Genomic DNA, 24,041 nt, shown 5'->3' on the forward strand with positions numbered 1-24,041 from the left:
GCGGCCGCTCAGCCCTTCACGGTGAAGCCCGCCCGCAGGAGGACGTCGTCGGCCGAGGACGGGCCCACGAGCAGTTCGAAGGCGCCGGGCTCGACGACCCGCCGTCCCGCCGCGTCCACGAGGGTGCAGTCGGAGACCGGCAGCTCCAGCAGCACCTCACGCGTCTCACCCGGGGCGAGCGCCACCTGCCGGTAGGCCTTCAGCTCCTTCTCGGCCCAAGTCACGGACGTGACGGTGTCGCTGACGTACACCTGCACGGTCTCCAGGGCCGGCCGCCCGCCGGTGTTGCGGACGGTGACGCGGGCCCGGAGCGTGTCGCCCTCCCCGACGCTCGGCGTGAGCACCTCCAGGCCGGAGTAGGCGACGTCGGTGTAGCTCAGCCCCTCGCCGAACACGAAGGCCGGACGCTGGGTGAGGTCGGCGTACCGGCTGCCGTGCTGGCCGCGGATCTGGTTGTAGTACGTCGGCTGCTGGCCCGCGTGCCGGGCGAAGGAGACGGGCAGCCGTCCCGACGGCTCCATGAGGCCCAGCAGGACCTCGGCGACCGCCCGGCCCCCCTGCATACCCGGGTTGAAGGCGTGCACGATCGCCGCCGCGCCGAGCGCGGACGGCGGGAGCACCAGCGGCTTGGAGCTGATGACCACGACGACGAACGGCCTGCCCGTCGCGGCGAGCGCGTCGAGCAGCGCGACCTGGTCGCCGACGAGCTCCAGGGTCGCGGTCGAACGGCCCTCGCCGACCAGCTCGATACGGTCACCCACCACGGCGACCACGTGGTCGGCGGCCTCGGCGGCGGCGACGGCCTCGGCGATCAGGGCCGCGGAGGGCTCCGCGGGGACGACGACGTCGGGGCGGGGCTGCCCGTCAGGGAAGAAGGCCCCCTCCGGGTCGGGGCCCACGGAGAGGATCTCGGCACCCCGCGCGTAGGTGACCTCCCACCCGTCCGGGACGTGCTCGCGGAAGCCGTCGAGCACGGTACGGATCATGGCGCGCGGGTGGCCGTCCGGCAGCCAGTCGGCCTGGCCGGAGGAACCGGCCCAGTCGCCCAGCTGGGTCTGCGCGTCGTCGGCGTTGGGGCCGATGACGGCGACCGTGCGCGGAGCCGTTCCCGCCGCGGCCACGGCACGCCCCTCCGGGCCCGCCACGAGCCCGCCGGCCAGCGGGAGGGTGCCGTCGTTGGTGAGCAGGACCAGCGAGCGCCGGGCGGCCTCCAGGTTCAGCACGGCGTGTCCGGCGCTGCCGATGACCGCGGCCTGCCGGGCGGGGTCGGGGTGGCGCGGGTCCTCGAACAGGCCGAGCTCGAACTTCAGGGTCAGGACACGGCGTACGGCCGCGTCGATCTGCGCCTCGTCCAGCGTGCCCTCGGCGACCGCGGCCTGGGCGCCCTCGAAGAACTGGGGGGTGGTCATCACCATGTCGTTGCCCGCCCGGACCGCCGCCGCCGCGGCCTGGGTGTGGTCGGCGTAGATCTTCTGCTCCCACACCATGCGGCCGACGTTGTCCCAGTCGGTGACCAGCGTGCCGGTGTAGCCCCACTCGCCGCGCAGCACCTCGTTGAGCAGCCAGTCGTTGACGGTGACGGGCACGCCGTCCATCGACTGGTAGCCGAGCATGAACGTGCGGCAGCCCTCGCGGGCGACCCGCTCGAACGGGGGCAGGAACCAGGAGCGCAGCTTGCGCCGGGAGATGTCGGCCTCGCTCGCGTCACGGCCGCCCTGCGTCTCGGAGTAGCCCGCGAAGTGCTTGGCGCAGGCCAGGACGGCCGTCGGGTCGTCCAGGCCCTCGCCCTGGTAGCCGCGGACCATCGCCGAGGCCAGCTCGCCGATCAGGAAGGGGTCCTCGCCGAACGTCTCGCTGACCCGGCCCCAGCGCAGGTCGCGGGTGATGCAGAGCACCGGGGAGAACGTCCAGTGGACGCCCGTCGAGGCGACCTCGACCGCCGTGGCCCGGGCGACACGCTCCACGAGCTCCGGGTCCCAGGTCGCGGCCAGGCCGAGCTGCGTGGGGTAGATCGTGGCCCCCTCCCAGAAGGAGTGGCCGTGGATGCAGTCCTCCGCCACCAGCAGCGGGATGCGCAGCCGGGTCCGCCCGGTCAGCTCCGCCGCCTCGACCACGCGCTCGGGCGCGGCGTGGAGGATCGAGCCCACGTGCAGGTCCTCGATGAGGTGGCGTACCCCGTCCTTGGCGTTCAGCTGGAGCATCTGACCGGTCTTCTCGGCCAGGGTCATACGGCCGAGGAGGTCACCGACCCGCTCGGCGACGGGGAGCGAGGGGTCGAGGTAGGGCAGGGAGGGGGACACGGGGGGTCCTTTCGCGACACGGTTCGCCTTCACCATAGAGTCAATACCGACCACCTGGTAAGTATCTCCGGGAATCCGGTCCCGGGGGCCGGACCCCCTGGGTCCGTTTCCCGCGCGGGCCCGGTCCCGCGGAGAGTTGAATGGGAATCCGACGCACGCGAGTGCCGGCCGGACCGGCGCCGGCGGACCGGGAGAGTGGCGAGTGACGGCCGAAGCGCCGCGTGGCTACGCGAAGGGCCGCGCGAAGCGGCGGGAGATCCTCGAACAGGCGATGGCCCTGTTCGGCGAGGCCGGGTACAGGGGCGCCTCGCTGCGGGTGATCGCGACCCGGTGCGGCATCTCCCACACCGGCCTGCTGCACCACTTCCCGACCAAGGAGGCGCTGCTGCTCGCGGTGCTCGAACACCGCGACGACGTGGACGACGCGTGGCTCTCGCTCGGCGGCACCACGGGCGTCGGCCGGCTGCGGCGCTTCGCCGAGCTGGCCGCGCTGAACTCCGGACGGCGCGGGATCGTCGAGCTGTTCTCGGTGGTCTCCGCCGAGGCGACGGCCGCCGACCACCCGGCCCACACGTACTTCGTACGCCGCTACGAGAACTCGGTGGCGGGTGCCCGCCTCGCCTACGAACAGGCGCGGCGGCAGGGCGCGCTGCGGGACGGGGTGGATCCCGGCGCCGCCGGCCGGCAGCTCATCGCGCTGATGGACGGGCTCCAGGTGCAGTGGCTGCTCAGCGACCGCGCCACGGACATGGCGGGCGTGCTGCGGGCGCACATCGAGGCCCAGCTCACCGTCCGTCTCTGAGTCCCCGGACCGGGCCCATGCACACTCCGCTCGCGTCGCCGTCTCAGATAGTAGGAAGTCCGAGTATCTGTAGAGACAGATCGCCCGGGCTGTCCTAGCGTTGTAGGAGCCGAACGAATCGCTGATCCAGCGACCGGCGTGCGTGAGCGGCCCGAAGCAGGCAATCCCTGCGTGCCGTTCCCCGCCCCTTCCGGCTCACCGATCCCGATCCCGGCCTCCGCCGTGCGAAGTCCCGGTCCCGAAATCCACGCGATCCCAAGGAGTCGATCCGTCATGGCCCAGACCACCGCCCGCCGCGTCCGCCGCACCCCCCGCACCGCCGAGCCGGAGCGCAAGAACGCCGCCGCGGCCCTCCAGCGTGCTCTCGACCGCCGGGACAACGGCGGCTCGACGGGCCACTGAGGGCACGCTCCCGCCCCGGGCCGGCCGGCCGGTGACGGCACGGAGAGCGTCCGCATCGTGGACGGCCGGTGTCATGGGGTGGGACGGGGGGCTAGGGTGCCTGTATGTCTCGCAGCATCGATCTCGCAGTGATCCCCGGCGACGGTATCGGCCAGGAGGTCGTCACCCAGGGCCTCAAGGTCCTCAACGCTGTTCTCCCGCAGGATGTGAAGCTGGAGACCAAGGAGTACGACCTCGGCGCCCAGCGGTGGCACCGCACCGGTGAGACCCTCCCCGACGCGGAGCTCGAAGCCCTCAAGGGCCACGACGCCATCCTGCTCGGCGCCATCGGCGACCCCTCCGTGCCGTCGGGCGTGCTGGAGCGGGGTCTGCTGCTGAAGCTGCGCTTCGCCTTCGACCACTTCATCAACCTGAGGCCGTCGAAGCTCTTCCCGAACACCGCGACGCCGCTGGCCGGCCGCCCCGAGATCGACTTCGTCGTCGTCCGCGAGGGCACCGAGGGCCCGTACACGGGCAACGGCGGTTCGCTGCGCACGGGCACGGAGCACGAGGTCGCCACCGAGGTCAGCGTCAACACCGCCTACGGTGTCGAGCGCGTCGTGCGGGACGCCTTCGCGCGTGCCGCCGCCCGCCCGCGCAAGAAGCTGACGCTGGTCCACAAGAACAACGTCCTCGTGCACGCGGGCCACCTGTGGAAGAACACCTTCGACAAGGTCGCGGCCGAGTTCCCCGAGGTCAGCACCGACTACCTGCACGTCGACGCCGCGACGATCTTCTTCGTCACGCAGCCGGAGCGCTTCGACGTCATCGTCACCGACAACCTCTTCGGTGACATCCTCACCGACCTCGCCGCGGCCGTGACCGGCGGCATCGGCCTGGCCGCGTCCGGCAACATCAACCCGACGGGTGCCTTCCCGTCCATGTTCGAGCCGGTGCACGGCACCGCGCCCGACATCGCGGGACAGGGCAAGGCGGACCCGACCGCCACGATCCTCTCCGTCGCCCTCCTGCTGCGTCACCTCGGCTACGAGGCCGAGGCCGTGCGCATCGAGGAGGCCGTCTCCGCCGACCTCGCGGAGCGTGACGGGAAGCACGCACGCACCACCGACGAGATCGGCGACGCGCTCGCGGTACGCGTAGCGGGCTGACCCGACGACTCCACTTCGAAGCCGCCGGGTCGCAACCGCACCCGGCGGCTTCTCCTCGCGGTCTCCGGGTGCCACCATCGACCTCCGGACCGCGTTCCCGCCCCGTGCGGGCGCCACGCCGAACGTCACCGCACGCCCAACATTTCGTGCAGGGCCGCCCCCGGGAGATAATCGAACGCGGGACCGCGGCTCGCGGTGGTACTCGGACGTCCTACGACCTGCCCGGTGACTGCCGGGAGGGAGCGGGCGTGAGCGCGGTCCATCACACACAAGACCGGTGAAGGACACGCACTCATGACGACGCCCACGATCGAGCTCAAGCCCTCCTCGAACCCGCTGTCCGACGCGGAGCGCGAGGCGATCCTGGCCAGCCCCGGATTCGGCCGCCACTTCACCGACCACATGGTGACGATCCGCTGGACCGAGGGCCGCGGCTGGCACGACGCCCAGCTCGTGCCCTACGGGCCGCTGTCGATGGACCCGGCCAACATGACGCTGCACTACGCGCAGGAGATCTTCGAGGGGCTGAAGGCGTACCGGCAGCCCGACGGCACCGTGGCCACCTTCCGCCCGGAGGCCAATGCCGCCCGCTTCCAGCGCTCCGCCGCCCGGCTCGCGATGCCGGAGCTGCCGGTCGAGACCTTCATCGAGGCGTGCGACGCCCTGGTCCGGCAGGACCAGGCCTGGGTCCCGGCGCACGGCGGCGAGGAGTCCCTCTACCTGCGCCCGTTCATGATCGCCACCGAGGTCGGGCTCGGCGTCCGGCCGGCCAACGAGTACCTCTTCCTCGTCATCGCCTCCCCGGCCGGCGCGTACTTCCCCGGCGGCGTGAAGCCGGTCTCGATCTGGCTCTCCCAGGACCGGGTGCGCGCCGTCCCCGGCGGCATGGGCGACGCCAAGACCGGGGGCAACTACGCCGCCTCCCTCCTCGCCCAGGCCGAGGCCGCCGCGCAGGGCTGCGACCAGGTCGCCTACCTCGACGCCGTCGAGCACACGTGGGTCGAGGAACTGGGCGGCATGAACCTCTACTTCGTGTACGGGCAGGAGGACGGCGGCGCGAGGATCGTCACCCCCTCCCTCACCGGCTCGCTGCTCGCCGGCGTCACCCGTGACTCCCTGCTCACCGTGGCCCGCGACCTCGGCTACACCTCCGAGGAGAGCCGCGTCTCCATCGACCAGTGGCGCGCCGACACCGCGAACGGCACCCTCACCGAGGTCTTCGCCTGCGGCACCGCCGCCGTGATCACCCCCGTCGGCACCGTGAAGTCCGCGGACGGCACGTGGACCCAGGGCGACGGCACCCCCGGTGAGGTCACCCTCAAGCTGCGCGAGCGCCTGCTGGACATCCAGCGCGGCACCGCCGAGGACGCCCACGGCTGGATGCACGAGCTCGGCTAGCCGCCCGCCGTGCCCACGGAGGCCGCGCCCCGCACCCCGGGACGCGGCCTCCGCCGTGCCCGCGCCCGTTCCCGGCGGTACGGCCCCGGTGCCCGCCCGCGGCCGCCGCCCGTGCGACGGGCGTCACGCCCGCATCCTGAGACGGGCCGGGACCCGGCGGCGCCGTTGTGCCAGACTGCGAGCGTGTCCTCGTTCGCCATGATTATCGGCAGCAGGCGCGCCGGTCCGCAGTGACCGTCCCGTACCACCACGTACGGAACGGACATCGTGCCCCAGACCCGCGCGCAGACCTCTCGCACCCGCGAGGGGTTTTTTCGTTTTCCGGCCCCCACCACGGCCGGAGCGAGGCACGCGAGAGGATGGGGGCAAGTGGAGCCGATTCGTCCGGATCCGCTCACCCGACAGGAGTCAGATCAGCATGACCACCAAGGCCTCGGCCCCCGACGACAGTTTCCATGTCTTCGACACCACCCTGCGCGACGGCGCGCAGCGTGAAGGCATCAACCTGACGGTCGCGGACAAGCTGACCATTGCCCGGCATCTGGACGACTTCGGTGTGGGCTTCATCGAGGGGGGATGGCCCGGCGCCAACCCCCGCGACACCGAGTTCTTCGCCCGCGCCCGGCAGGAGATCGACTTCGAGCACGCCCAGCTCGTCGCGTTCGGCGCCACCCGCAGGGCGGGCGGCAGGGCCGCCGAGGACCCCCAGGTGCGGGCGCTCCTGGACTCGGGCGCCCCGGTGATCACGCTGGTCGCCAAGTCCCACGACCGCCACGTGGAACTGGCCCTGCGCACCACCCTGGACGAGAACCTGGAGATGGTCCGCGACACCGTCGCGCACCTGCGTGAACAGGGCCGCCGGGTCTTCGTCGACTGCGAGCACTTCTTCGACGGCTACCGCGCCGACGCCGAGTACGCCAAGTCGGTCGTGCGCACCGCCCACGAGGCCGGCGCCGACGTGGTCATCCTCTGCGACACCAACGGCGGGATGCTGCCCGCCCAGGTCCAGGCCGTCGTCTCCACCGTCCTCGCCGACACCGGCGCCCGGATCGGCATCCACGCCCAGGACGACACGGGCTGCGCCGTCGCCAACACCCTGGCCGCCGTGGACGCGGGCGCCACCCACGTGCAGTGCACCGCCAACGGCTACGGCGAGCGCGTCGGCAACGCGAACCTCTTCCCCGTCGTCGCCGCGCTGGAACTGAAGTACGGCAAGAGGGTCCTGCACGAGGGCGCGCTCGCCGACATGACCCGCATCTCCCACGCCATCGCCGAGGTCGTCAACCTCACGCCCTCCACCCACCAGCCCTACGTGGGCGTCTCCGCCTTCGCCCACAAGGCCGGACTGCACGCCTCCGCGATCAAGGTCGACCCGGACCTGTACCAGCACATCGACCCCGAGCGCGTCGGCAACACCATGCGGATGCTCGTGTCGGACATGGCGGGCCGCGCCTCCATCGAGCTCAAGGGCAAGGAGCTCGGTATCGACCTGGGAGGCGACCGGGCGCTCGTCGGCCGGGTCGTCGAGCGGGTCAAGGAGCGCGAACTCAAGGGCTACACCTACGAGGCGGCCGACGCCTCCTTCGAGCTGCTGCTGCGCGCCGAGGTCGACGGCCGGCCCCGGCGCTACTTCCGCGTCGAGTCCTGGAGGGCCATCGTCGAGAACCGCCCCGACGGCAGCCACGCCAACGAGGCGACCGTGAAGCTCTGGGCCAAGGGCGAGCGGATCGTCGCCACCGCCGAGGGCAACGGTCCCGTCAACGCCCTGGACCGGGCGCTGCGGGTCGGCCTGGAGCGGATCTACCCGCAGCTCGCCAAGCTGGAGCTGATCGACTACAAGGTCCGCATCCTGGAGGGCCGCACCGGCACCGAATCCACCACCCGGGTGCTGATCACCACGGGCGACGGATCCGGTGACTGGGCGACGGTCGGCGTGGCCGAGAACGTCATCGCGGCGTCCTGGCAGGCACTGGAGGACGCGTACACCTACGGTCTGCTGCGGGCGGGCGTGGAGCCCACCGACTGACGCCCCCCGCTACTGGAGCCGCCACTTCTGGTTGGCGGCTCCGGTGCACGTCCAGATCTGCACCCGGGCGCCGTTCGCCGTGGACCGGTCGGTCACGTCCAGGCACTTGCCCGAGGCCGTGTTGACCAGGTCCCCCGTCGAGGAGTCGTACCTCCAGCGCTGGGCGCCCGAGCCGTTGCAGGTGTACAGCTGGACCTTTGCTCCGTCGGCCGTGGAGCCCGACGTGACGTCCAGGCAGGCACCGAGCACCTGCACGGAACCGTCCGCGGAGACCGTCCACCTCTGGTTGGCCGCGCCCGTGCAGTCCCAGATCTGGACCGGCGTCCCGTCCGAGCCGCTGTTGCCCGTGGCGTCCAGGCACTTGCCGCCGTCGCCGGTGAGGGCGCCGCCGCTCCCGGAGCCGGACTGGGTGCCCGACCAGGTGAACGTCGCCGAGGTCCGGCCGGGCAGTGAGTAGCCGAACTTCTGCCCGCCCCAGTTCACGGTGATCTGCCGCGCCGACGCCGAACCGTTGTAGGCGATCAGCGCCTTCGAGCCGTCCGGGTTGCGCCAGGCCACGTTGGGCACGGCGGAGTCCGAGGTGGAGGCGACGCGGGCGGCGCCGGGCCGTACGTACTTGGTCAGGTGGCCCATCGTGTAGTACTCGACCGTGTAGTCGACCTGGCCGTGCCTGCCGTCCCCGTTGTGCACGGTGACGAGCCCGTCGCAGGTGCCGCAGCCGCCGTTGTGGGGGCCGCGGTTCTGGTCCACCGCGAGGGACCACTTGGTCACCGACTTCGCCCAGTTGCGGGTGTAGCCGATGATGTCGAGCATGTCCTCGCGCTGCTGGTCGGCGATCCACGTGCCGCCCGAGTGCTCGGTCTGGAAGGCGTCGAGCTGCGGGTAGCGGTCGTGCACGGCCGTCTGCTTCGTGATGTCACCGCCGTAGCCGTGCCAGGCGATCCCGCCGAAGTTCGGGTGGTCGCGTACGGCCGGGTCGTCGACCGTGGGAGCGGCGTACGCGTCGTAGCTGTCCCAGTTCCAGTCGTGCGCCAGGACCTTGGTGGGCAGGCCCGCCGACCGGAGCTTGGGCAGCAGCTCGTTCTTGGTGAAGTAGGCCAGCCCGGAGCCGTTCCAGCTCATCGACGGGTAGCCGGAGCAGCAGGTGGGCTCGTTCTGCGCGGTGACGTAGTCGACCGGGACGCCCTGGTCCCGCCACGCCTGGAGGTACTTCACGAAGTAGTCCGCGTAGGCGCCGTAGTACTCGGCCTTCAGCCAGCCGCCGTTGAGCTGCCCGCTGTCCTTCATCCAGGCCGGCGCCGTCCACGGCGAGGCGACCGTCGTCAGCGCGGGGTTGAGCTGTTCGGCCTGCCTGGTGAGCGGCAGGACGTCCTGGAGATCGTGTGCGATCGAGAAGTCGGCGAGTGAGGGGTCCGTCCGCCCGGCCGGCATGTCGTCGTAGGTGTAGCCGAACCGTGCCAGGTCCGATCCGCCCATCGGGTTGCGCACGAAGGACAGCCCGATGCCCTCCGTGGGGGAGAAGAGCTTCTTCATCGTCGCGTCGCGGGTCGCCTGGCTGAGCGCGCCGCTGCCCTTCATCAGCCAGGCCGCCGTGTCCGTGAACGAGGCGCCGCCGCCGGTGAAGGTCTGGTAGCGGGTGTTCTCGTCGACGGTGATGTTCGTGCCGGAACCGCCGTTCCCGGCAGCGAAGGTGACCGGCGTCTGTGCCTGGAGGCCGCGGGTCACGTGGCGGCCGCCGGCGTCGTCCGTGGTGGTCAGCACGATGTTCACGGTCTCGCCGGCGGCCTGTGCGCTGCCGGAGGAGAGTCCGGCGAGTCCCGCTGTCGCGAGCGCCGTCGCGACGAGGACCCTCGCCGTTCTGCTGGTCCGAATCATGGCTGCTGCCTTTCTCGGCAGGGGCGTGGGGGATGTGCCGTCGAACGAGCCGTGAGTGAACTGCTTTTACGTGTCCGCGTCAAGAGTCTCGTACGTTCGAGAAGTGAACGGAAGCGGTGCCGGAGCTGCTTCGATCATGGGTACGGACCAATCTCGGTGTGAAGTATTGACGCCCCTGTTCCGGCGCGGTTAACTCCAGCCGCAACGCCGGTACCGGTTCCGGTACCGGTTGCGGAACCGGTACCGGAGTCCGCCCCGCCCCCCTGCCCTGCCTTGTCCCCGGAGGCCCCGATGCGTGTCACCATCGCCGATGTCGCCCGTGAGGCCGGCGTCAGCAAGACGACCGTGTCACGGGTCATCAACCTCAAGGGAGAAGTCGACGGTTCGACGGCGGCCCGCGTTCGTGAAGTGATCGCGGACCTCGGCTACGTACCCAGCTCGGGCGCCGTCGGGCTGGCCCGCGGCAGCAGCCGCACGGTCGGCATGCTGGTGCCCTCGCTGGCCTGGCCCTGGATGGGCGAGGTGCTCCAGGGCGTCGTCGACACGGTCGAGGCCGCCGGCTACGGGCTGCTGCTCTTCACCTGCAACCGGGGCGCGGAGTCCGTCGAGCGCTTCACCACCCAGGTGTCGGCGCGCGCCTTCGACGGGCTCGTCGTCGTCGAACCGGAGAACACGCTCGACCAGCTCACCGCACTGCACCGGTCCGGTCTGCCGATCGTCCTGATCGACGACCGCGGCCACCACCCCGAATTCCCCTCCGTCGTGACCACCAACCACGAAGGGGGCGCGTCCGCCGCCCGCCATCTGCGGGCCGCCGGCCGCACCAGACCCCTGGTCGTCACCGGCCCCCAGCACTTCGGCTGCGTACGCGACCGGCTCGCCGGCTTCCGCTCGGTCCTGCCCACCGAACTGGTGGTGGACGGGGACTTCACCGAGCGCCAGGGCCGGCTCGCCGTGGAACGGCTCCTGGCCACCGGGACGGAGTTCGACTCGGTCTTCGCGCACAACGACATCAGCGCGGCGGGTGTCCTGCGCGCCCTGAGGGCCGCCGGCCGCCGGGTACCCGACGACGTCGCGGTGGTCGGGTTCGACGACATCCCGATGGCCGAACACACCGAACCACCGCTGACCACCGTGCACCAGCCCACCCGGCAGATGGGCGAGGCGGCGGCCCGCCTGCTGCTCTCCCACCTCGGCGGCACCGCCGTACCGGACGGACCGGTCGTGCTGCCCACCGAACTGGTCGTGCGCCGCTCGGCGCCGTAACGGATCCGGCCCCGCCGGACACCCGTCCGCATCCCCGACCCGCACCACGCCCACCGGCACCACCCGCACCCGGCGCGTCGAGCGCTGCCCGCCCCCGGATCTCCCAGACCCGCAGTCCTCCTGGAGTCGCCATGTCCGTACGCCGCCGTCACACTCTGAGAGCGCTCTCAGCCGCCACCGCGGTGGTCGCGCTCGCCGCCGGCTGCTCGTCCGCCAACTCGGGTGCCAACAAGGGGGGCGGCGCCGGTGCCTCCGGTGTGCTGACCCTGGGCAAGCCCGACGGGCCGCAGACCAACAACAGCAACCCGTTCCTCGCCACCTCGGCGGGCGCCACCCTCGGCTACCGGTTCATGATCTACGAGCCCCTGGCGATGACGAACCAGATCCGGCCCACCGACAAGGCGGACCCCTGGCTGGCGACCGCCTGGGACTGGGAGTCCAACTTCACCAAGCTCACCTTCACGCTCGACGGCCGGGCCAAGTGGGCCGACGGCAAGCCGCTGACCGCCGCCGACGTCGCGTTCACCTTCGAACTGCTCAAGAAGCACCCCGCGCTCAACGGCAACGGCATCCCCTACGACGGGATCGCCGTCGAGGGCGAGAAGGTCGTCCTGACCTTCAAGGAGTCGCAGTTCGTCAACCAGAACAAGATCATCACGACGTTCGTGGTGCCCAAGCACATCTGGGAGAAGGTCGAGAACCCCGAGACCTGGCCGAACCGCACCCCGGTCGGCTCCGGGCCGTACAAGCTGAAGACCTTCACCCCGCAGACCACCACCCTGACCACCACGCCCACCTACTGGAAGGGCGAGACCAAGGTCAAGGAGCTGCGCTACACCGCGTACAACGACAACAGCGCGGCGACCACGGCCCTGGCGAACGGCAAGGTCGAGTGGTCGTTCGTCTTCATGCCGAACTACAAGCAGCTCTACGTCGCCAAGGACCCGAAGAACCACAAGCTCTGGTTCCCGTCCGGCCTCGGCATCCACGGACTGTGGATCAACACCGCGCGCAAGCCGTTCGACAACCCGGCCCTGCGCAAGGCGATGGCGATGGTCATCGACCGCAAGGCGATCCACGTGCAGGCCCAGGCGACCCTCTACCCGGAGATCAGCAACCCGACCGGCATCCCGCTGCCCGCCGGTGAGCCCTTCCTCGCACCCGAGTACAAGAACGCCACCACGGCGCCCGACGTCGCCGGGGCCAAGAAGATCCTCGACGAGGCCGGGTTCGAGCTCAGCGGCGGCGTCCTGAAGGACCCGGACGGCAAGCCGGTCGAGCTGACCTTCACCGACCCGGCCGGATGGAACGACTACATCACCGGGCTCTCCATCATCAAGGACAACATCAAGCAGCTCGGCATCGAGGCCAAGGTCAAGACGCAGACCGCGGAGGCCTGGGGCACCGACGTCGCCACCGGCAACTTCGACGCCACCCTGCACTGGACCAACAGCGGTGCCACGCCGTACGACATGTACCAGAACATGATGGACGGGGCGATCCTCCAGCCCGTCGGCAAGACCTCCCAGCTCGGCAACTTCGGCCGCTTCAAGAGCCCGGAGGCCACCGCCGCGCTCAAGGAGTACGCCAACGCCACCGACGACGCCGCCCGCACCAAGGCCATGAACACCCTCCAGAAGATCATGGTCGAGGAGGTTCCGGTCATCCCGACGGCCGCGGCCCCGATCGGCGCCGAGTACTCCACGAAGAACTGGGTGGGCTGGCCCACCGAGGAGGACCCGTACGCGGCCCCGCAGCACACCCAGCCCGACGCGCTGGAAGTCGTGCTGAACCTCAAGCCCGCCAAGTGAGGGAGTCCGGCGACCGGGGGCCGGGCACGCACGTCAGCGGCGGCGGCGCCCGGCAACGCCCGGCGCCGCCCCGGCCCTCCGCCCCGCCGCACGCGCCCTCTCCCGCCCCCCAGATGCCGGACCCTCCGAGTACGTAGGGGAAGAACCGTCCATGACCACTGAACAGTCCGCAGACGCGCTCACCGGGAACGACGTGGTTCTCGAAGCGCGCGGAGTCACCAAGCACTTCCCCGTACGGCGCACCGCCGGCGACCTCCTCGCCCGCAGGCGCCGCACCGTCCACGCCGTCGACGACGTCTCGCTGGAGCTCCGGCGCGGCACCGTCACGGCCCTGGTCGGGGAGTCGGGCTCCGGGAAGTCCACCGTCGCACGGCTGCTCGCCCAGCTCTACCCGCTCACCGCGGGTGAGGTCCGCCTCGGCGGCACGGCGGTGAAGGCCGGGCGCGGCCGGTCCTTCCGCGCCTACGTCAGGCGGGTCCAGCTGATCTTCCAGGACCCGTTCGCCTCGCTCAACCCGGTGCACACCGTGCGCTACCACCTGACCCGCGCCCTGAAGATCCACGGCCGGGCGGGGAGCGGGGAGACGGAGCTGGAGGCGAACCTGGCGGCCCTGCTGGAACGCGTCCAGCTGACCCCTCCCGGTCAGTTCCTGGACAAGTTCCCGCACGAGCTGTCGGGAGGGCAGCGCCAGCGCGTCGCGATAGCGCGCGCGCTCGGCGCCGACCCCCAGGTCCTGCTCGCCGACGAACCCGTCTCGATGCTCGACGTGTCGATCCGGCTCGGCGTCCTCAACCTGCTCCGCGACCTCAAGGAGCGGCTCCGCCTCGCGATCCTCTACATCACCCACGACATCGCGTCCGCCCGCTACTTCGCCGACACCACCCTGGTGATGTACGCCGGCCGGATCGTCGAGGGCGGGGACAGCGAGACGGTCACCCAGCACCCCGCGCACCCCTACACCCAGCTGCTGATCGCGTCCGCGCCCGACCCGGACCGGGTCGCCGACGAGGCCGACCAGGAGGAGACCGGGAGCGGCGAGCCGCCCTCCCTGATCACCCCGCCGGCCGGCTGCCGCTTCCACCCCCGCTGCCCCAAGGCCATGGAGCGCTGCCGCACCGAGCTCCCGCCCCGCTTCGACCTCGCCGACGGCCAGTGGGCGGCCTGCTGGCTGTACGGCCCCACCCCCGCGAAGGAGACGGCGAAGTGAAGTACGTCCTCCAGCGCTTCGCCTTCTACGCCGTCACCGCGTGGGCCGCGATCACCATCAACTTCCTGATCCCCCGCCTGATGCCGGGCGACCCCGTCGAGGCCCTGATGAGCCGCTACCAGGGGCAGCTCGACACCAACGCCATCGCCTCCCTGAAGGCCCTGTTCGGGCTCGACAAGAGCCAGTCGCTCTGGGCGCAGTACACCGACTACTGGTCGAGCCTGCTGGACGGCGACCTGGGCCTGTCCTTCACCTACTTCCCGACCCCGGTGGGCGAGGTGCTGTCCGACGCGCTGCCCTGGACGCTCGCCCTCGTCGGCATCACCACGCTGATCAGCTTCCTGCTCGGCACCGGCATCGGCGTCTACAGCGGCTGGCGGCGCGGATCGTGGCTGGACGGGCTGCTGCCCGTCACCACCTTCATCTCGTCGGTCCCCTACTTCTGGCTCGGCCTCATCGCCATCGCGCTGTTCGCGGTGAAGTGGCCGCTGTTCCCCTTCGAGGGCGGCTACGACAGCTCCCTGGTCCCGGCCTTCGACTGGCCGTTCATCTCCAGCGCCCTCTACCACGGGGTACTGCCCGGACTCACGATCGTGCTCAGCGCCGTCGCCGGCTGGATCCTCGGCATGCGCAACATGATGGTGACCGTGTCCTCCGAGGACTACGTCATGGTGGCGCAGGCCAAGGGGCTCTCCGAGCGCCGGGTGATGTTCGCCTACGCGGCCCGCAACGCGGTCCTGCCCAACATCTCCGGTTTCGCGCTCTCCCTGGGCTTCATCGTCAGCGGCACGCTCCTCGTCGAGATGGTCTTCAACTACCCGGGCATCGGCTTCCGGCTCCTCCAGGCGGTCGGGGCGAAGGACTACCCGCTGATGCAGGGGGTCTTCCTGATCATCACGCTCTCCGTGCTCGCCGCGAACCTGCTGGCCGACATGGCCTACGCCCTCCTCGACCCGCGCACCCGTAAGGAGGCCTGACGACCATGGCCGTCACCGCCACCGACGTAGCCGTACTGGACGACGTCCCCGCCCCCGCAGTGCCGAGCCGGGCCAGGTTCCGCTTCCTGCGCGGCGGCAAGACCCGCACGGGCCTGCTGATCCTCGCGTTCTTCGTGGTCCTGGCGGTCGTCGGCCCCTGGCTGGCCCCGTACGACCCGGACGCGATGAGCGACCAGCTGCTGCAACCCCCCTCCGGCGACCACTGGTTCGGCACCACGCACACCGGGCAGGACGTCCTCTCCCAGATCCTGGTCGGCACCCGCGGGGTGCTCGTGGTCGGGTTCCTCGCCGGATTCCTGGCCACGGTGCTGTCCGTGCTCATCGGCGTCAGCGCCGGATTCCTCGGCGGGGCCGCCGACGAGGTCCTCTCGATGCTCTCCAACATCTTCCTCGTCATCCCCGGGCTGCCGCTGATCATCATCATCGCCAGCTTCGTCGAGGACACCGGTGACCTGCTGATCGCCTTCGTCATCGCCCTCACCTCCTGGGCGTGGGGCTCACGCGTCCTGCGCGCCCAGACCCTGTCGCTCAGACGGCGCGACTACGTGGAGGCCGCCCGCGCCACCGGCGAGTCCACCTGGCGGATCATCCTCTTCGAGGTCATGCCGAACCTCACCGCCGTCATCGCCTCCGGCTTCGTCGGCACCGTCATCTTCGCCATCCTCTCGGAGATCACCCTCGCCTTCATCGGCGTCGCCGACATCTCCCACTGGAACTGGGGCACCGTGCTCTTCTGGGCCCAGTCCAACCAGGCCCTGGCCCAGGGCGCCTGGTGGTGGTTCGTCCCCGCAGGCCTGTGCATCGCCCTGCTGGGCACCGCCCTGGCCCTGATCAACTTCGGCATCGACGAGTTCGTCAACCCGAGGCTGCGTACCGCGACCGGCGCCTCGCGGAAGGTCAGGATGCGGGTCGGCTTCACCCCCGTGGCCCGAACGGGCACGCCCACGCAGCCCGGAGCACCCGGCACGCGCAGCAAGGAGCAGTCCGAATGACCGCCGAGCCGATCCTCACCATCAGCGGCCTGAACGTCGACTACGGCACCGGCGCGAGCGGCGTCCACGCGCTGCGGGACATCGACCTCACCCTGCACCGGGGCGAAGTCCTCGGCCTCGCGGGCGAGTCGGGGTCGGGCAAGTCCACCCTGGCGTACGCCGTCACCCGGCTGCTCTCCCCGCCCGGGGTGATCACCGGCGGCGACGTCCACTACCACCGGCCGGGCGCGGGACCCGTCGACATCCTCTCCCTCACCCCGGACGAGCTGCGCGCCTTCCGCTGGCAGGAGCTGTCGATCGTGTTCCAGGGGGCGATGAACTCCCTCAACCCGGTGCACACCGTCCACAGTCAGCTCACCGACGTGCTCAAGGCCCACCGTCCCGGTATGCGCACGGCCGAACGGACGGCACGGGCCGAGGAGTTGCTCGGGCTCGTCGGCATCTCCGCCGACCGGCTCGCCGCCTACCCGCACCAGCTCTCCGGCGGCATGCGCCAGCGCGTCATGATCGCGATGGCGCTCGCGCTGGAGCCCGAGATCGTCATCATGGACGAACCCACCACCGCCCTCGACGTGGTGATGCAGCGTCAGATTCTGCGCAAGCTCGTCCAGCTCAGGGAACAGCTCTCCTTCTCCGTCGTGTTCATCACCCACGACATCTCCCTGCTGATCGAGTTCTCCGACCGCATCGCGATCATGTACGGCGGCCGGATCGTCGAACAGGCGGGCGCCGCCGAGATCTACGGCGACCCCCGGCACCCCTACAGCGCGGGCCTGCTCCACTCCTTCCCCGCGCTGCACGGCCCCCGGCGCGAGCTCACCGGCATCCCGGGCTCGCCCCCGCACCTGTCCGCGATGCCCGCGGGCTGCGCCTTCCACCCCCGCTGCGGCAAGGCGTTCGAGCCGTGCTCCGAGCGGGTCCCGGTCCTCGCCGCGCCCGACGCGGGCCAGGGCCGCGAGGTCGCCTGCTGGCTGCACCACTGACCGACCGCCCGTCGCCCACCACCCCGCAGCACCACGGAGTTACGGAGACCCATGAACCTCGTCACGCCCCGCAGCAGCCTGCAGCCCGCCGCCGTCCGAGGACTCCCCGCCGGCTTCCGCTGGGGCGTCGCCACGTCCTCGTACCAGATCGAGGGCGCCGCGTCGCAGGACGGCCGCACCCCCTCCATCTGGGACACCTTCTGCCGCGTGCCCGGCGCCGTGCACCACGCGGAGCACGGCGACGTGGCCTGCGACCACTACCACCGGATGCCGGAGGACGTGGAGCTGATCGCGGGCCTCGGCGTCGACACGTACCGCTTCTCGCTCGCCTGGCCGCGCATCCAGCCGGGCGGCCGGGGGCCCGCCAACGCCAAGGGGCTGGACTTCTACAAGCGGCTGGTCGACGAGCTCCGGGACAGGGACGTCACGCCCTGGATCACCCTCTACCACTGGGACCTCCCGCAGGAGCTGGAGGACGCGGGCGGCTGGCCGGCCCGTGACACCGCCCTGCGGTTCGCGGAGTACGCCATGCTCGCGTACGAGGCGCTCGGCGACCGGGTCGAGCACTGGACGACCCTCAACGAGCCGTGGTGCTCGGCGATGCTCGGATACGCCTACGGGGCCCACGCCCCCGGCCGGACCGACATGGGCGACGCCATCGGCGCCGTCCACCACCTGCTCCTGGGCCACGGCCTCGCCGCCCGGCAGATGCGCGAGGCCGCGGGGGACAACCCCCTCGAACTCGGCATCACCCTCAATCTCGGCACCGCCACCCCCGAGACCGGCAGCGACGCCGACCGGGAGGCCTGCCGCCGCGCCGACGGCATGGGCACCCGCCTCTACCTCGACCCGGTCGTCCACGGCCGCTACCCCCAGGACGTCGTCGACGACCTCGCGGCGCAGGGGATCGAGCTGCCCGTCCGGGACGGCGACCTGGAGGCCATCGCCACACCCCTCGACGTCCTGGGCGTCAACTTCTACCGCGGCGCCCTCTTCTCCGGTGTCACCGAGGACGGATCGCCGACCGACGCCGACGGCCTCCCCGTCGTGCGAGGGGTGGAGCGCGACCTGCCGCGCACCGCCATGGACTGGGAGATCACCCCGTCCGAGCTCACCGACCTCCTGCTGCGGCTCCAGCGTGACTACGGGCTGCCGACCGTCATCACCGAGAACGGCGCCGCCTTCGACGACACGGTCGCCGCCGACGGATCCGTACCCGACACCGACCGCACCGCCTACCTCGCCGACCACATCGCCGCCGTGGCCGAGGCCCGCGGGCGGGGTGCGGACGTACGCGGGTACTTCGCCTGGTCGCTGATGGACAACTTCGAGTGGGCCTACGGCTACGACAAGCGGTTCGGCATCGTCCGCGTCGACTACGACACCCAGGCGCGGACGCTCAAGGACAGTGCCAAGTGGTACCGCGACACGATCCGCCTGACCCGGGACGCCACCGCCGGCTGACCCGGCGCGCACAGCCCCCGCGCCGGGCGTCCACGGAACGGAGTCCGGGCGGGCGACGCGTTCGCCGCCCGTCCGGGTTACGTTTTCTGTATGCGCACGAGGCTGTTCCTTCCCCTGTGGTCCTGTCTGCTGCTGATGTTCACGGCCGCCGCACTGGCGGTCGCCCCGGCCGCCCAGGCGGCCCCCGCCACGCTCGGCGACGCGGCCGACGCGCTGCGGCACGGCCCGGTGTACGTGGATCCGGGGGCGGCCGGTCAGCTCTCGGCGTCCCAGAAGGCCGCCCTGGAGAAGAAGATCAAGGACGCCGACAAGCCGGTCTTCGTGGCCGTGCTGCCCGCGACGTCCTCCTACCCGCCCGAGAACCTCCTGCGGAACCTGCGCACCGACACGGGAATCACCGGTGTCTACGCGGTCCGCCTCGGCGACGGCTTCGACGCGGGCGCCGACCCGCAGGTCATGCCGACCCGGGCCGTCGCGAACCTGACGACCGCGGTGAAGGCGCCCGGCGCGGACGCCGACGCGGCGACCCAGCTCAACGCCTTCGTCGACCGGGCCGTCGAGCAGGCCAAGGGCAGCGCCCCCGCCTCCTGGTCCGGCGGCGCCGGCTCCGACGGCGCGGGCGGCGGCGCACCGGTGACCGGGCTCGTCGTCCTCGGCGGCCTCCTCCTCGTGGGCGGCGGCACCGCGTTCGCGGTCTCCCGCCGCAACCGCCGGCGCAAGGACGAGGAGGAGCGGGCCGCCCTGGACCGGCTCCGCGTCGTCGTGGACGAGGACATCACCGCCTACGGCGAGACCCTGGACCGGCTGGACTTCCACCCCGGCGAGAAGGGCGCCGACGACGCGATGCGCGCCGACTACGAGCGCGCGCTCGACTCCTACGAGAACGCCAAGTCCCGCATGGGCGAGGCCCGCCGCCCCTCCGACGTACGCCCGGTCACCCAGGCGCTGGAGGACGGCCGCTACTCCCTCGCCGTCCTGGAGGCCCGCCGCACGGGCCGCGAGCTCCCGGCGCGCCGCCCGCCCTGCTTCTTCGACCCGCGCCACGGGCCCTCGGTCGCGGACGTCCGGTGGACACCCTCCGGCGGCGCGGCCCGCGAGGTGCCGGTCTGCGGCGCCGACGAGGTGCGGGTGCGCGAGGGCGAGGACCCCCTGAGCCGCACGGTCGACACCGGTGACGGGCACCGGCGCCCGTACTGGGAGGCGGGTCCCGCCTACGGTCCCTGGGCCGGCGGGTACTTCGGCGGCGGCCTGCTCCCGGGCCTGCTGGTCGGCACCGTGCTCGGCTCGATGCTCGCCACCCCGGCGTACGCGGCGGAGTACGGCGGCGGTGACTTCGGCGGGGGCGGCGACTGGAGCGGCGGCGACGTCTCCGGCTCCGACTTCGACTCCTCCGGCTTCGGCGGCGGTGGCTTCGGCGACGGGGGCGGCTTCGGCGGCGACAACTTCGGGGGCGGCGGAGGCTTCGACGGCGGCGGGTTCTAGGGCGCCGTACCGGCCGGACCCGGCGCACCGGGCCCGGCACGGTCCCGGTGGCGGGGCCGGGCGGGGCGCTCGACGGCCCCGGGGCCCGTCGGCCGGGAAGGGCCTCAGCCCTTCGTGGCCGCGCCCTCCCAGGTCTCCGGCGCCCACACGCCGGAGCGGCGCAGCGAGGCCGGGCAGTGCAGGTAGACCTCGTCGATCTCCACGACCAGGGCCAGGTCGGGGCGCCGCCCCTTCACCTTCATCGCGTCGAAGAAGGGGGCGTCCGTGAGGATGCGGGCGCGCCCGTTGATCCGCAGGACGGTCATCGCGCCGGGTATGAGGTAGAGCAGGCCGACGTGCGGGTTGGACAGGATGTTGTGGAAGCTGTCACCGCGGCGGTTGCCGGGCAGGTCGGGCAGGGCGAGGGTGCGCGAGTCCAGGACCCGCGTGAAGCCCGGCTCGCCGCCCCGGGGGGAGGTGTCGCAGTTGCCGTCGGCGTCGGAGGTCGACACCGCGCAGAACGGCGCACGGGCCAGGAGGGCCAGGTCGTCCTCGGTGAGTTCCCCGTGGACCTTGTCGATGACGAGCGGCCACGGGGTGCCGAGGATCTCGCGCAGCTGCTCCGCCGACCGCAGGGGCACGGCCCCGGCCAGTGGATCGCCACCGGAGGCGGGGGCGTCTGCGGGGGCCGCCACGGGCGCGGCGTTCGACAAGGGGTTCTCCGTACCTCGTGGGGGCGCAGCGGCGGACCGCTGATCTGACACTGTTAGGCTCACCTTACTTATGCTCGCGGGTGCGCTCCGTCCCGGGGGCGACAAGCAAGGGTGAGGAACAGTGCACAACCGCATGCCGCCGCCCCGGGTGCACCGGCTGTGAGCGGCCCGGTACTCCAGGGCGCGAAGGAACGGACGGCCGGGGCACCCGGGCCGCGCCGTGCGCGCAGCCGGCCCGTCCTGGCCCTCGGGCTGGCCGGCGCCGTGGCCGTTCTGCTGCTGACCGTGCTGGCGAGCCTGGCGGTCGGCTCGGGGGACGTCTCCCTCGGCGACGTCCTCAAGGGCGTGTTCGACCCGGACCTCGCGGTCAAGGGCCAGCTCATCGTCCAGGAAGTGCGCATCCCCCGCACCGTGGCCGGACTGCTGGCCGGTGCGGCGCTCGGCCTCGCGGGCACGGTGATGCAGGGCGTCGCCCGCAATCCGCTCGCCGACCCCCAGCTCCTCGGCGTCAACGCGGGCGCCTCGGTCGCCGTCGTGTGCGCGATCAGCTTCTTCGGATTCACCGCCGCCACCCAGTACATCTGGTTCGGTTTCCTCGGTGCGCTGGTCGCCGCCCTCCTCGTCTACGGGGTCGGCTCGCTCGGCCGCGAGGGCGCCACACCGGTGAAACTGGCGCTCGCGGGCGCCGCGACGAGCGCCGTCCTCACCTCCGTGACCAGCGCGGTCCTGCTCCAGGACCGCGACAGCTACGACCGTTTCCGCTTCTGGCAGCTCGGCGCGCTCACCGCCCGGGACGCGGACGTGCTCCGGCAGGTGTCCCCGTTCATCGCGGCCGGGGTCGTCCTCGCGCTGCTGCTGGGCCCGCAGCTCAACGCCCTCTCCCTCGGCGACGACCTGGCGCGCGGCCTCGGCCAGCGGGTGGGCCTCGCCCGGCTCACCTCGGCACTCGCCGTGGTGCTGCTGTGCGGCGCGGCCACCGTCGTCGCCGGCCCGATCGGCTTCGTCGGCCTCGCCGTACCGCACGCCGCCCGGCTCATCACCGGGCCCGACTACCGCTGGGTGCTGCCGTACAGCATGGTCCTCGCCCCCGTCATGCTGCTCGTCGCCGACATCGCCGGCCGGGTCATCGCCCCGCCCGGCGAGATCCAGGTGGGCGTGGTCACCGCCGCGATCGGCTGCGTCCCCTTCATCTGGCTCGTCCGGCGCAGGAAGCAGGTGGAGCTGTGACCGGCGCCCCTCCCCAGGAGCTCTCCGGCACGGGCCTCGCCGACGCCGTACGCACGGTGACACGGGTACGCGGCCGGGGGCGCGGGCGCTCCACGCTGGTGGCGGCCGGTCTGCTGGTGGCCGTGGTGGTGATGTTCGCCGTCTCGCTGAGCATCGGCGACATGGTGATGCCGCTCGGCAAGGTCGTGGAGACCCTGCTCGGCGGCGGTGACGGCGGCTCGCGGTTCGTCGTGCTGGAGCTGCGCCTGCCCCGCGCGCTGCTCGCCGTCCTCGTCGGCCTCGGCTTCGGACTCTCCGGGGCGGTCTTCCAGTCCGTGCTGCGCAACCCGCTGGCGGCGCCGGACGTCATCGGCATCAGCGCCGGGGCGAGCGCCGTCGCCATCACCGCCTCGCTGCTCTTCCAGGTCAGCGGCCTCGCCCTGTCCGGGAGCGCCCTGGCCGGCGCGGTGGCCGCGGGCGCCGCCATCTACCTGCTCGCCTGGCGCCAGGGCGTCGTAGGCCAGCGCCTCGTGCTGATCGGCGTGGGCTTCGGCACCGGCCTGAGCAGCGTCGTCTGGTACGTGATGGCGCGCTCGGACACCACGGACGCGCACGAGGCGTACCTGTGGCTGACCGGCACCCTCAACGGCCGTTCCTGGGGCCAGGTGTGGCCGCTGCTGACCACCCTCGCCGTGCTCGTGCCGCTCACCGCCCTCGCCGCCCGCGCACTGGCCCCCCTCCAGCTCGGGGACGACGCGGCGGCCGGTCTCGGCGTCCGCGTCGAGCCCGGCCGGCTGGCGATGCTCGGCTGCGCGACCGCCCTCGCGGGCGTCGCGACCGCGGCGGCGGGACCCGTCGGCTTCGTGGCCTTCGTCGCCGGGCCGATCGCCCGCCGGCTGGTGCCGGGCCAGGGGGCCGCCCTGCCGCACGCTGCGCTGACCGGCGCCCTGATCGTCCTGGTCGCCGACTTCGGCGCCCAGCACCTGCTGCCGTCGGTCCAGCTGCCGGTGGGTGTGGTGACCAGCCTCATCGGCGCCCCCTACCTGCTGCTGCTCCTGGCACGCGCCAACCGCGGGGGCAGCGGTGGCTGACCCGCGGAACCACGAGACGGATGAAGACGACAAGGAAAGGCGTGGCCGCGCCGTGGCTGAGCACACTCTTCGAGCCCAGGACGTCCGCCTCGGCTACGGCGACCGGGAGATCGTCTCCGGCCTGAGCGTCGGCGTCCCCCCGGGACGGATCACGGTCATCGTGGGCCCGAACGCCTGCGGCAAGTCGACGCTGCTGCGGGCGATGGCACGGCTGCTCACCCCCTCGGCGGGTGCCGTGCTCCTGGACGGCCGGAGCATCCAGGAGATGCCGACGAAGGAGGTCGCCGCCGTGCTCGGCATCCTCCCGCAGAGCCCGTCCGCGCCGGAGGGGATCACGGTCGCCGACCTCGTGGGGCGCGGCCGGTACCCGCATCAGGGCTGGTTCCGGCGCTGGTCCGCCGAGGACGACGAGGCGGTCGCCCGTGCGCTGCTCTCGACCGGCACCCTGGACCTCGCCGAACGCCCGGTGGACGAACTCTCGGGCGGACAGCGCCAGCGCGTGTGGATCGCGATGGCGCTCTCGCAGCGCACGGACATCCTGCTGCTGGACGAGCCGACGACCTTCCTGGACGCCAGCCACCAGCTGGACGTCCTGGACCTGCTCACCGATCTGAACCATGAGCACGGGGTCACCATGGTGGCCGTCCTGCACGACCTGAACCTGGCCTGCCGTTACGCCGACCACATGATCGCGATGAAGGACGGCCGGATCGTCGCGGAGGGCCCGCCGTCCGACATCGTGACGGAGTCGCTGGTCGGCGAGGTGTTCGGGATGCGCTGCTCGGTGATGGAGGACCCGGCCTCGGCCACGCCGATGGTCGTGCCGCTGGGCCGTCACCACGTGCGGGGCAGGACGGGCCACCCCGCCGCATGATCACCAATTAGGTGAGGCTACCCT

19 protein-coding genes are annotated in these 24,041 nt (G+C 72.0%); 16 read left to right on the forward strand and 3 right to left on the reverse strand.

Annotated features, from left to right (window positions below; all coding sequences use genetic code 11):
• Nucleotides 1-8 precede the first annotated feature (8 nt).
• A complete protein-coding gene (locus ACFVS9_RS04430; protein WP_389929953.1) occupies nt 9-2,300 on the reverse strand; it encodes a glycoside hydrolase family 3 N-terminal domain-containing protein in 2,292 nt (763 codons plus the stop codon).
• A 202-nt stretch (nt 2,301-2,502) separates the two neighbouring features.
• Between ACFVS9_RS04430 and ACFVS9_RS04435 the strand changes: the two genes are divergently transcribed.
• The 5 genes from ACFVS9_RS04435 to cimA all read left to right on the forward strand — a co-directional run bounded on the left by ACFVS9_RS04435 (nt 2,503) and on the right by cimA (nt 8,076).
• Nucleotides 2,503-3,102 carry a TetR/AcrR family transcriptional regulator gene (locus ACFVS9_RS04435; RefSeq protein WP_389929955.1) on the forward strand — a complete coding sequence of 200 codons (600 nt, stop codon included), beginning with the start codon at nt 2,503-2,505 and terminating at the stop codon, nt 3,100-3,102.
• Between the two features lie 273 nt (nt 3,103-3,375).
• Nucleotides 3,376-3,504, forward strand: coding sequence for a hypothetical protein (locus ACFVS9_RS04440; protein ID WP_389929956.1), 129 nt, complete (start codon nt 3,376-3,378; stop codon nt 3,502-3,504).
• A gap of 104 nt (nt 3,505-3,608) precedes the next feature.
• Nucleotides 3,609-4,652, forward strand: a complete 1,044-nt coding sequence (locus ACFVS9_RS04445) for a 3-isopropylmalate dehydrogenase (protein WP_383115482.1) — start codon at nt 3,609-3,611, stop codon at nt 4,650-4,652.
• A gap of 294 nt (nt 4,653-4,946) precedes the next feature.
• A complete protein-coding gene (locus ACFVS9_RS04450) occupies nt 4,947-6,050 on the forward strand; it encodes a branched-chain amino acid aminotransferase (RefSeq protein WP_389929958.1) in 1,104 nt (367 codons plus the stop codon).
• A 418-nt stretch (nt 6,051-6,468) separates the two neighbouring features.
• A complete protein-coding gene (cimA, locus tag ACFVS9_RS04455; protein WP_383115480.1) occupies nt 6,469-8,076 on the forward strand; it encodes a citramalate synthase in 1,608 nt (535 codons plus the stop codon).
• Between the two features lie 9 nt (nt 8,077-8,085).
• Here the strand turns inward: cimA and ACFVS9_RS04460 are convergent, their stop codons facing one another.
• Entirely contained in the window at nt 8,086-9,951 is a 1,866-nt protein-coding gene (locus ACFVS9_RS04460; RefSeq protein ID WP_389929960.1) for a lectin, read from the reverse strand.
• 291 nt (nt 9,952-10,242) lie between these two features.
• Here ACFVS9_RS04460 and ACFVS9_RS04465 point away from each other — a divergent pair, with 291 nt between their 5' ends.
• From ACFVS9_RS04465 to ACFVS9_RS04500, 8 genes are all read left to right on the forward strand, one after another.
• The gene (locus tag ACFVS9_RS04465; protein WP_383115478.1) at nt 10,243-11,217 is read left to right on the forward strand and encodes a LacI family DNA-binding transcriptional regulator; all 975 of its coding nucleotides are present in this window, start codon (nt 10,243-10,245) and stop codon (nt 11,215-11,217) included.
• A gap of 131 nt (nt 11,218-11,348) precedes the next feature.
• On the forward strand, nt 11,349-13,028 hold the full coding sequence (locus ACFVS9_RS04470) for an ABC transporter substrate-binding protein (protein WP_389929962.1): 1,680 nt from the start codon (nt 11,349-11,351) through the stop codon (nt 13,026-13,028).
• Nucleotides 13,029-13,179: 151 nt separating this feature from the next.
• Nucleotides 13,180-14,235 carry an ABC transporter ATP-binding protein gene (locus ACFVS9_RS04475; RefSeq protein WP_389929963.1) on the forward strand — a complete coding sequence of 352 codons (1,056 nt, stop codon included), beginning with the start codon at nt 13,180-13,182 and terminating at the stop codon, nt 14,233-14,235.
• Nucleotides 14,232-15,212, forward strand: coding sequence for an ABC transporter permease (locus tag ACFVS9_RS04480; protein ID WP_383115475.1), 981 nt, complete (start codon nt 14,232-14,234; stop codon nt 15,210-15,212). The genes ACFVS9_RS04475 and ACFVS9_RS04480 overlap by 4 nt, the downstream gene beginning before the upstream one ends.
• 5 nt (nt 15,213-15,217) lie before the next feature.
• Nucleotides 15,218-16,225, forward strand: coding sequence for an ABC transporter permease (locus tag ACFVS9_RS04485; protein WP_383115474.1), 1,008 nt, complete (start codon nt 15,218-15,220; stop codon nt 16,223-16,225).
• Nucleotides 16,222-17,208 (forward strand): ABC transporter ATP-binding protein, encoded by a 987-nt coding sequence (locus tag ACFVS9_RS04490; protein ID WP_383115473.1) that lies wholly within the window; start codon nt 16,222-16,224, stop codon nt 17,206-17,208. The genes ACFVS9_RS04485 and ACFVS9_RS04490 overlap by 4 nt, the downstream gene beginning before the upstream one ends.
• Nucleotides 17,209-17,259: 51 nt before the next feature.
• Nucleotides 17,260-18,672: a GH1 family beta-glucosidase gene (locus ACFVS9_RS04495; RefSeq protein WP_383115472.1), complete on the forward strand. Its 1,413-nt coding sequence runs from the start codon at nt 17,260-17,262 to the stop codon at nt 18,670-18,672.
• A gap of 90 nt (nt 18,673-18,762) precedes the next feature.
• Nucleotides 18,763-20,154, forward strand: coding sequence for a hypothetical protein (locus ACFVS9_RS04500; RefSeq protein ID WP_389929966.1), 1,392 nt, complete (start codon nt 18,763-18,765; stop codon nt 20,152-20,154).
• Between the two features lie 104 nt (nt 20,155-20,258).
• Here ACFVS9_RS04500 and ACFVS9_RS04505 read toward each other — a convergent pair whose 3' ends face one another.
• Entirely contained in the window at nt 20,259-20,846 is a 588-nt protein-coding gene (locus tag ACFVS9_RS04505; RefSeq protein WP_383115470.1) for an MSMEG_1061 family FMN-dependent PPOX-type flavoprotein, read from the reverse strand.
• Nucleotides 20,847-21,005: 159 nt separating this feature from the next.
• Here ACFVS9_RS04505 and ACFVS9_RS04510 point away from each other — a divergent pair, with 159 nt between their 5' ends.
• The 3 genes from ACFVS9_RS04510 to ACFVS9_RS04520 are packed head-to-tail and all read left to right on the forward strand — an operon-like array spanning nt 21,006 to nt 24,017.
• Nucleotides 21,006-22,073 (forward strand): FecCD family ABC transporter permease, encoded by a 1,068-nt coding sequence (locus ACFVS9_RS04510; RefSeq protein WP_389929968.1) that lies wholly within the window; start codon nt 21,006-21,008, stop codon nt 22,071-22,073.
• The gene (locus ACFVS9_RS04515) at nt 22,070-23,143 is read left to right on the forward strand and encodes a FecCD family ABC transporter permease (RefSeq protein ID WP_389929970.1); all 1,074 of its coding nucleotides are present in this window, start codon (nt 22,070-22,072) and stop codon (nt 23,141-23,143) included. The genes ACFVS9_RS04510 and ACFVS9_RS04515 overlap by 4 nt, the downstream gene beginning before the upstream one ends.
• Before the next feature lie 52 nt (nt 23,144-23,195).
• Nucleotides 23,196-24,017 carry an ABC transporter ATP-binding protein gene (locus ACFVS9_RS04520; RefSeq protein WP_383115467.1) on the forward strand — a complete coding sequence of 274 codons (822 nt, stop codon included), beginning with the start codon at nt 23,196-23,198 and terminating at the stop codon, nt 24,015-24,017.
• The last annotated feature ends 24 nt before the right edge of the window (nt 24,018-24,041 follow it).

The sequence above is a fragment of the Streptomyces sp. NPDC058008 genome (assembly GCF_042886395.1).
GTDB lineage: Bacteria > Actinomycetota > Actinomycetes > Streptomycetales > Streptomycetaceae > Streptomyces.

Coding starts and splice junctions, on each gene's coding strand:
- ACFVS9_RS04450 (WP_389929958.1), top strand. CDS start 4,947: ATGACGACGCCCACGATCGAGCTCAAGCCCTCCTCGAACCCGCTGTCC.
- ACFVS9_RS04445 (WP_383115482.1), top strand. CDS start 3,609: ATGTCTCGCAGCATCGATCTCGCAGTGATCCCCGGCGACGGTATCGGC.
- ACFVS9_RS04495 (WP_383115472.1), top strand. CDS start 17,260: ATGAACCTCGTCACGCCCCGCAGCAGCCTGCAGCCCGCCGCCGTCCGA.
- ACFVS9_RS04440 (WP_389929956.1), top strand. CDS start 3,376: ATGGCCCAGACCACCGCCCGCCGCGTCCGCCGCACCCCCCGCACCGCC.
- ACFVS9_RS04475 (WP_389929963.1), top strand. CDS start 13,180: ATGACCACTGAACAGTCCGCAGACGCGCTCACCGGGAACGACGTGGTT.
- ACFVS9_RS04490 (WP_383115473.1), top strand. CDS start 16,222: ATGACCGCCGAGCCGATCCTCACCATCAGCGGCCTGAACGTCGACTAC.
- ACFVS9_RS04485 (WP_383115474.1), top strand. CDS start 15,218: ATGGCCGTCACCGCCACCGACGTAGCCGTACTGGACGACGTCCCCGCC.
- ACFVS9_RS04500 (WP_389929966.1), top strand. CDS start 18,763: ATGCGCACGAGGCTGTTCCTTCCCCTGTGGTCCTGTCTGCTGCTGATG.
- ACFVS9_RS04460 (WP_389929960.1), bottom strand. CDS start 9,951: ATGATTCGGACCAGCAGAACGGCGAGGGTCCTCGTCGCGACGGCGCTC.
- cimA (WP_383115480.1), top strand. CDS start 6,469: ATGACCACCAAGGCCTCGGCCCCCGACGACAGTTTCCATGTCTTCGAC.
- ACFVS9_RS04470 (WP_389929962.1), top strand. CDS start 11,349: ATGTCCGTACGCCGCCGTCACACTCTGAGAGCGCTCTCAGCCGCCACC.
- ACFVS9_RS04465 (WP_383115478.1), top strand. CDS start 10,243: ATGCGTGTCACCATCGCCGATGTCGCCCGTGAGGCCGGCGTCAGCAAG.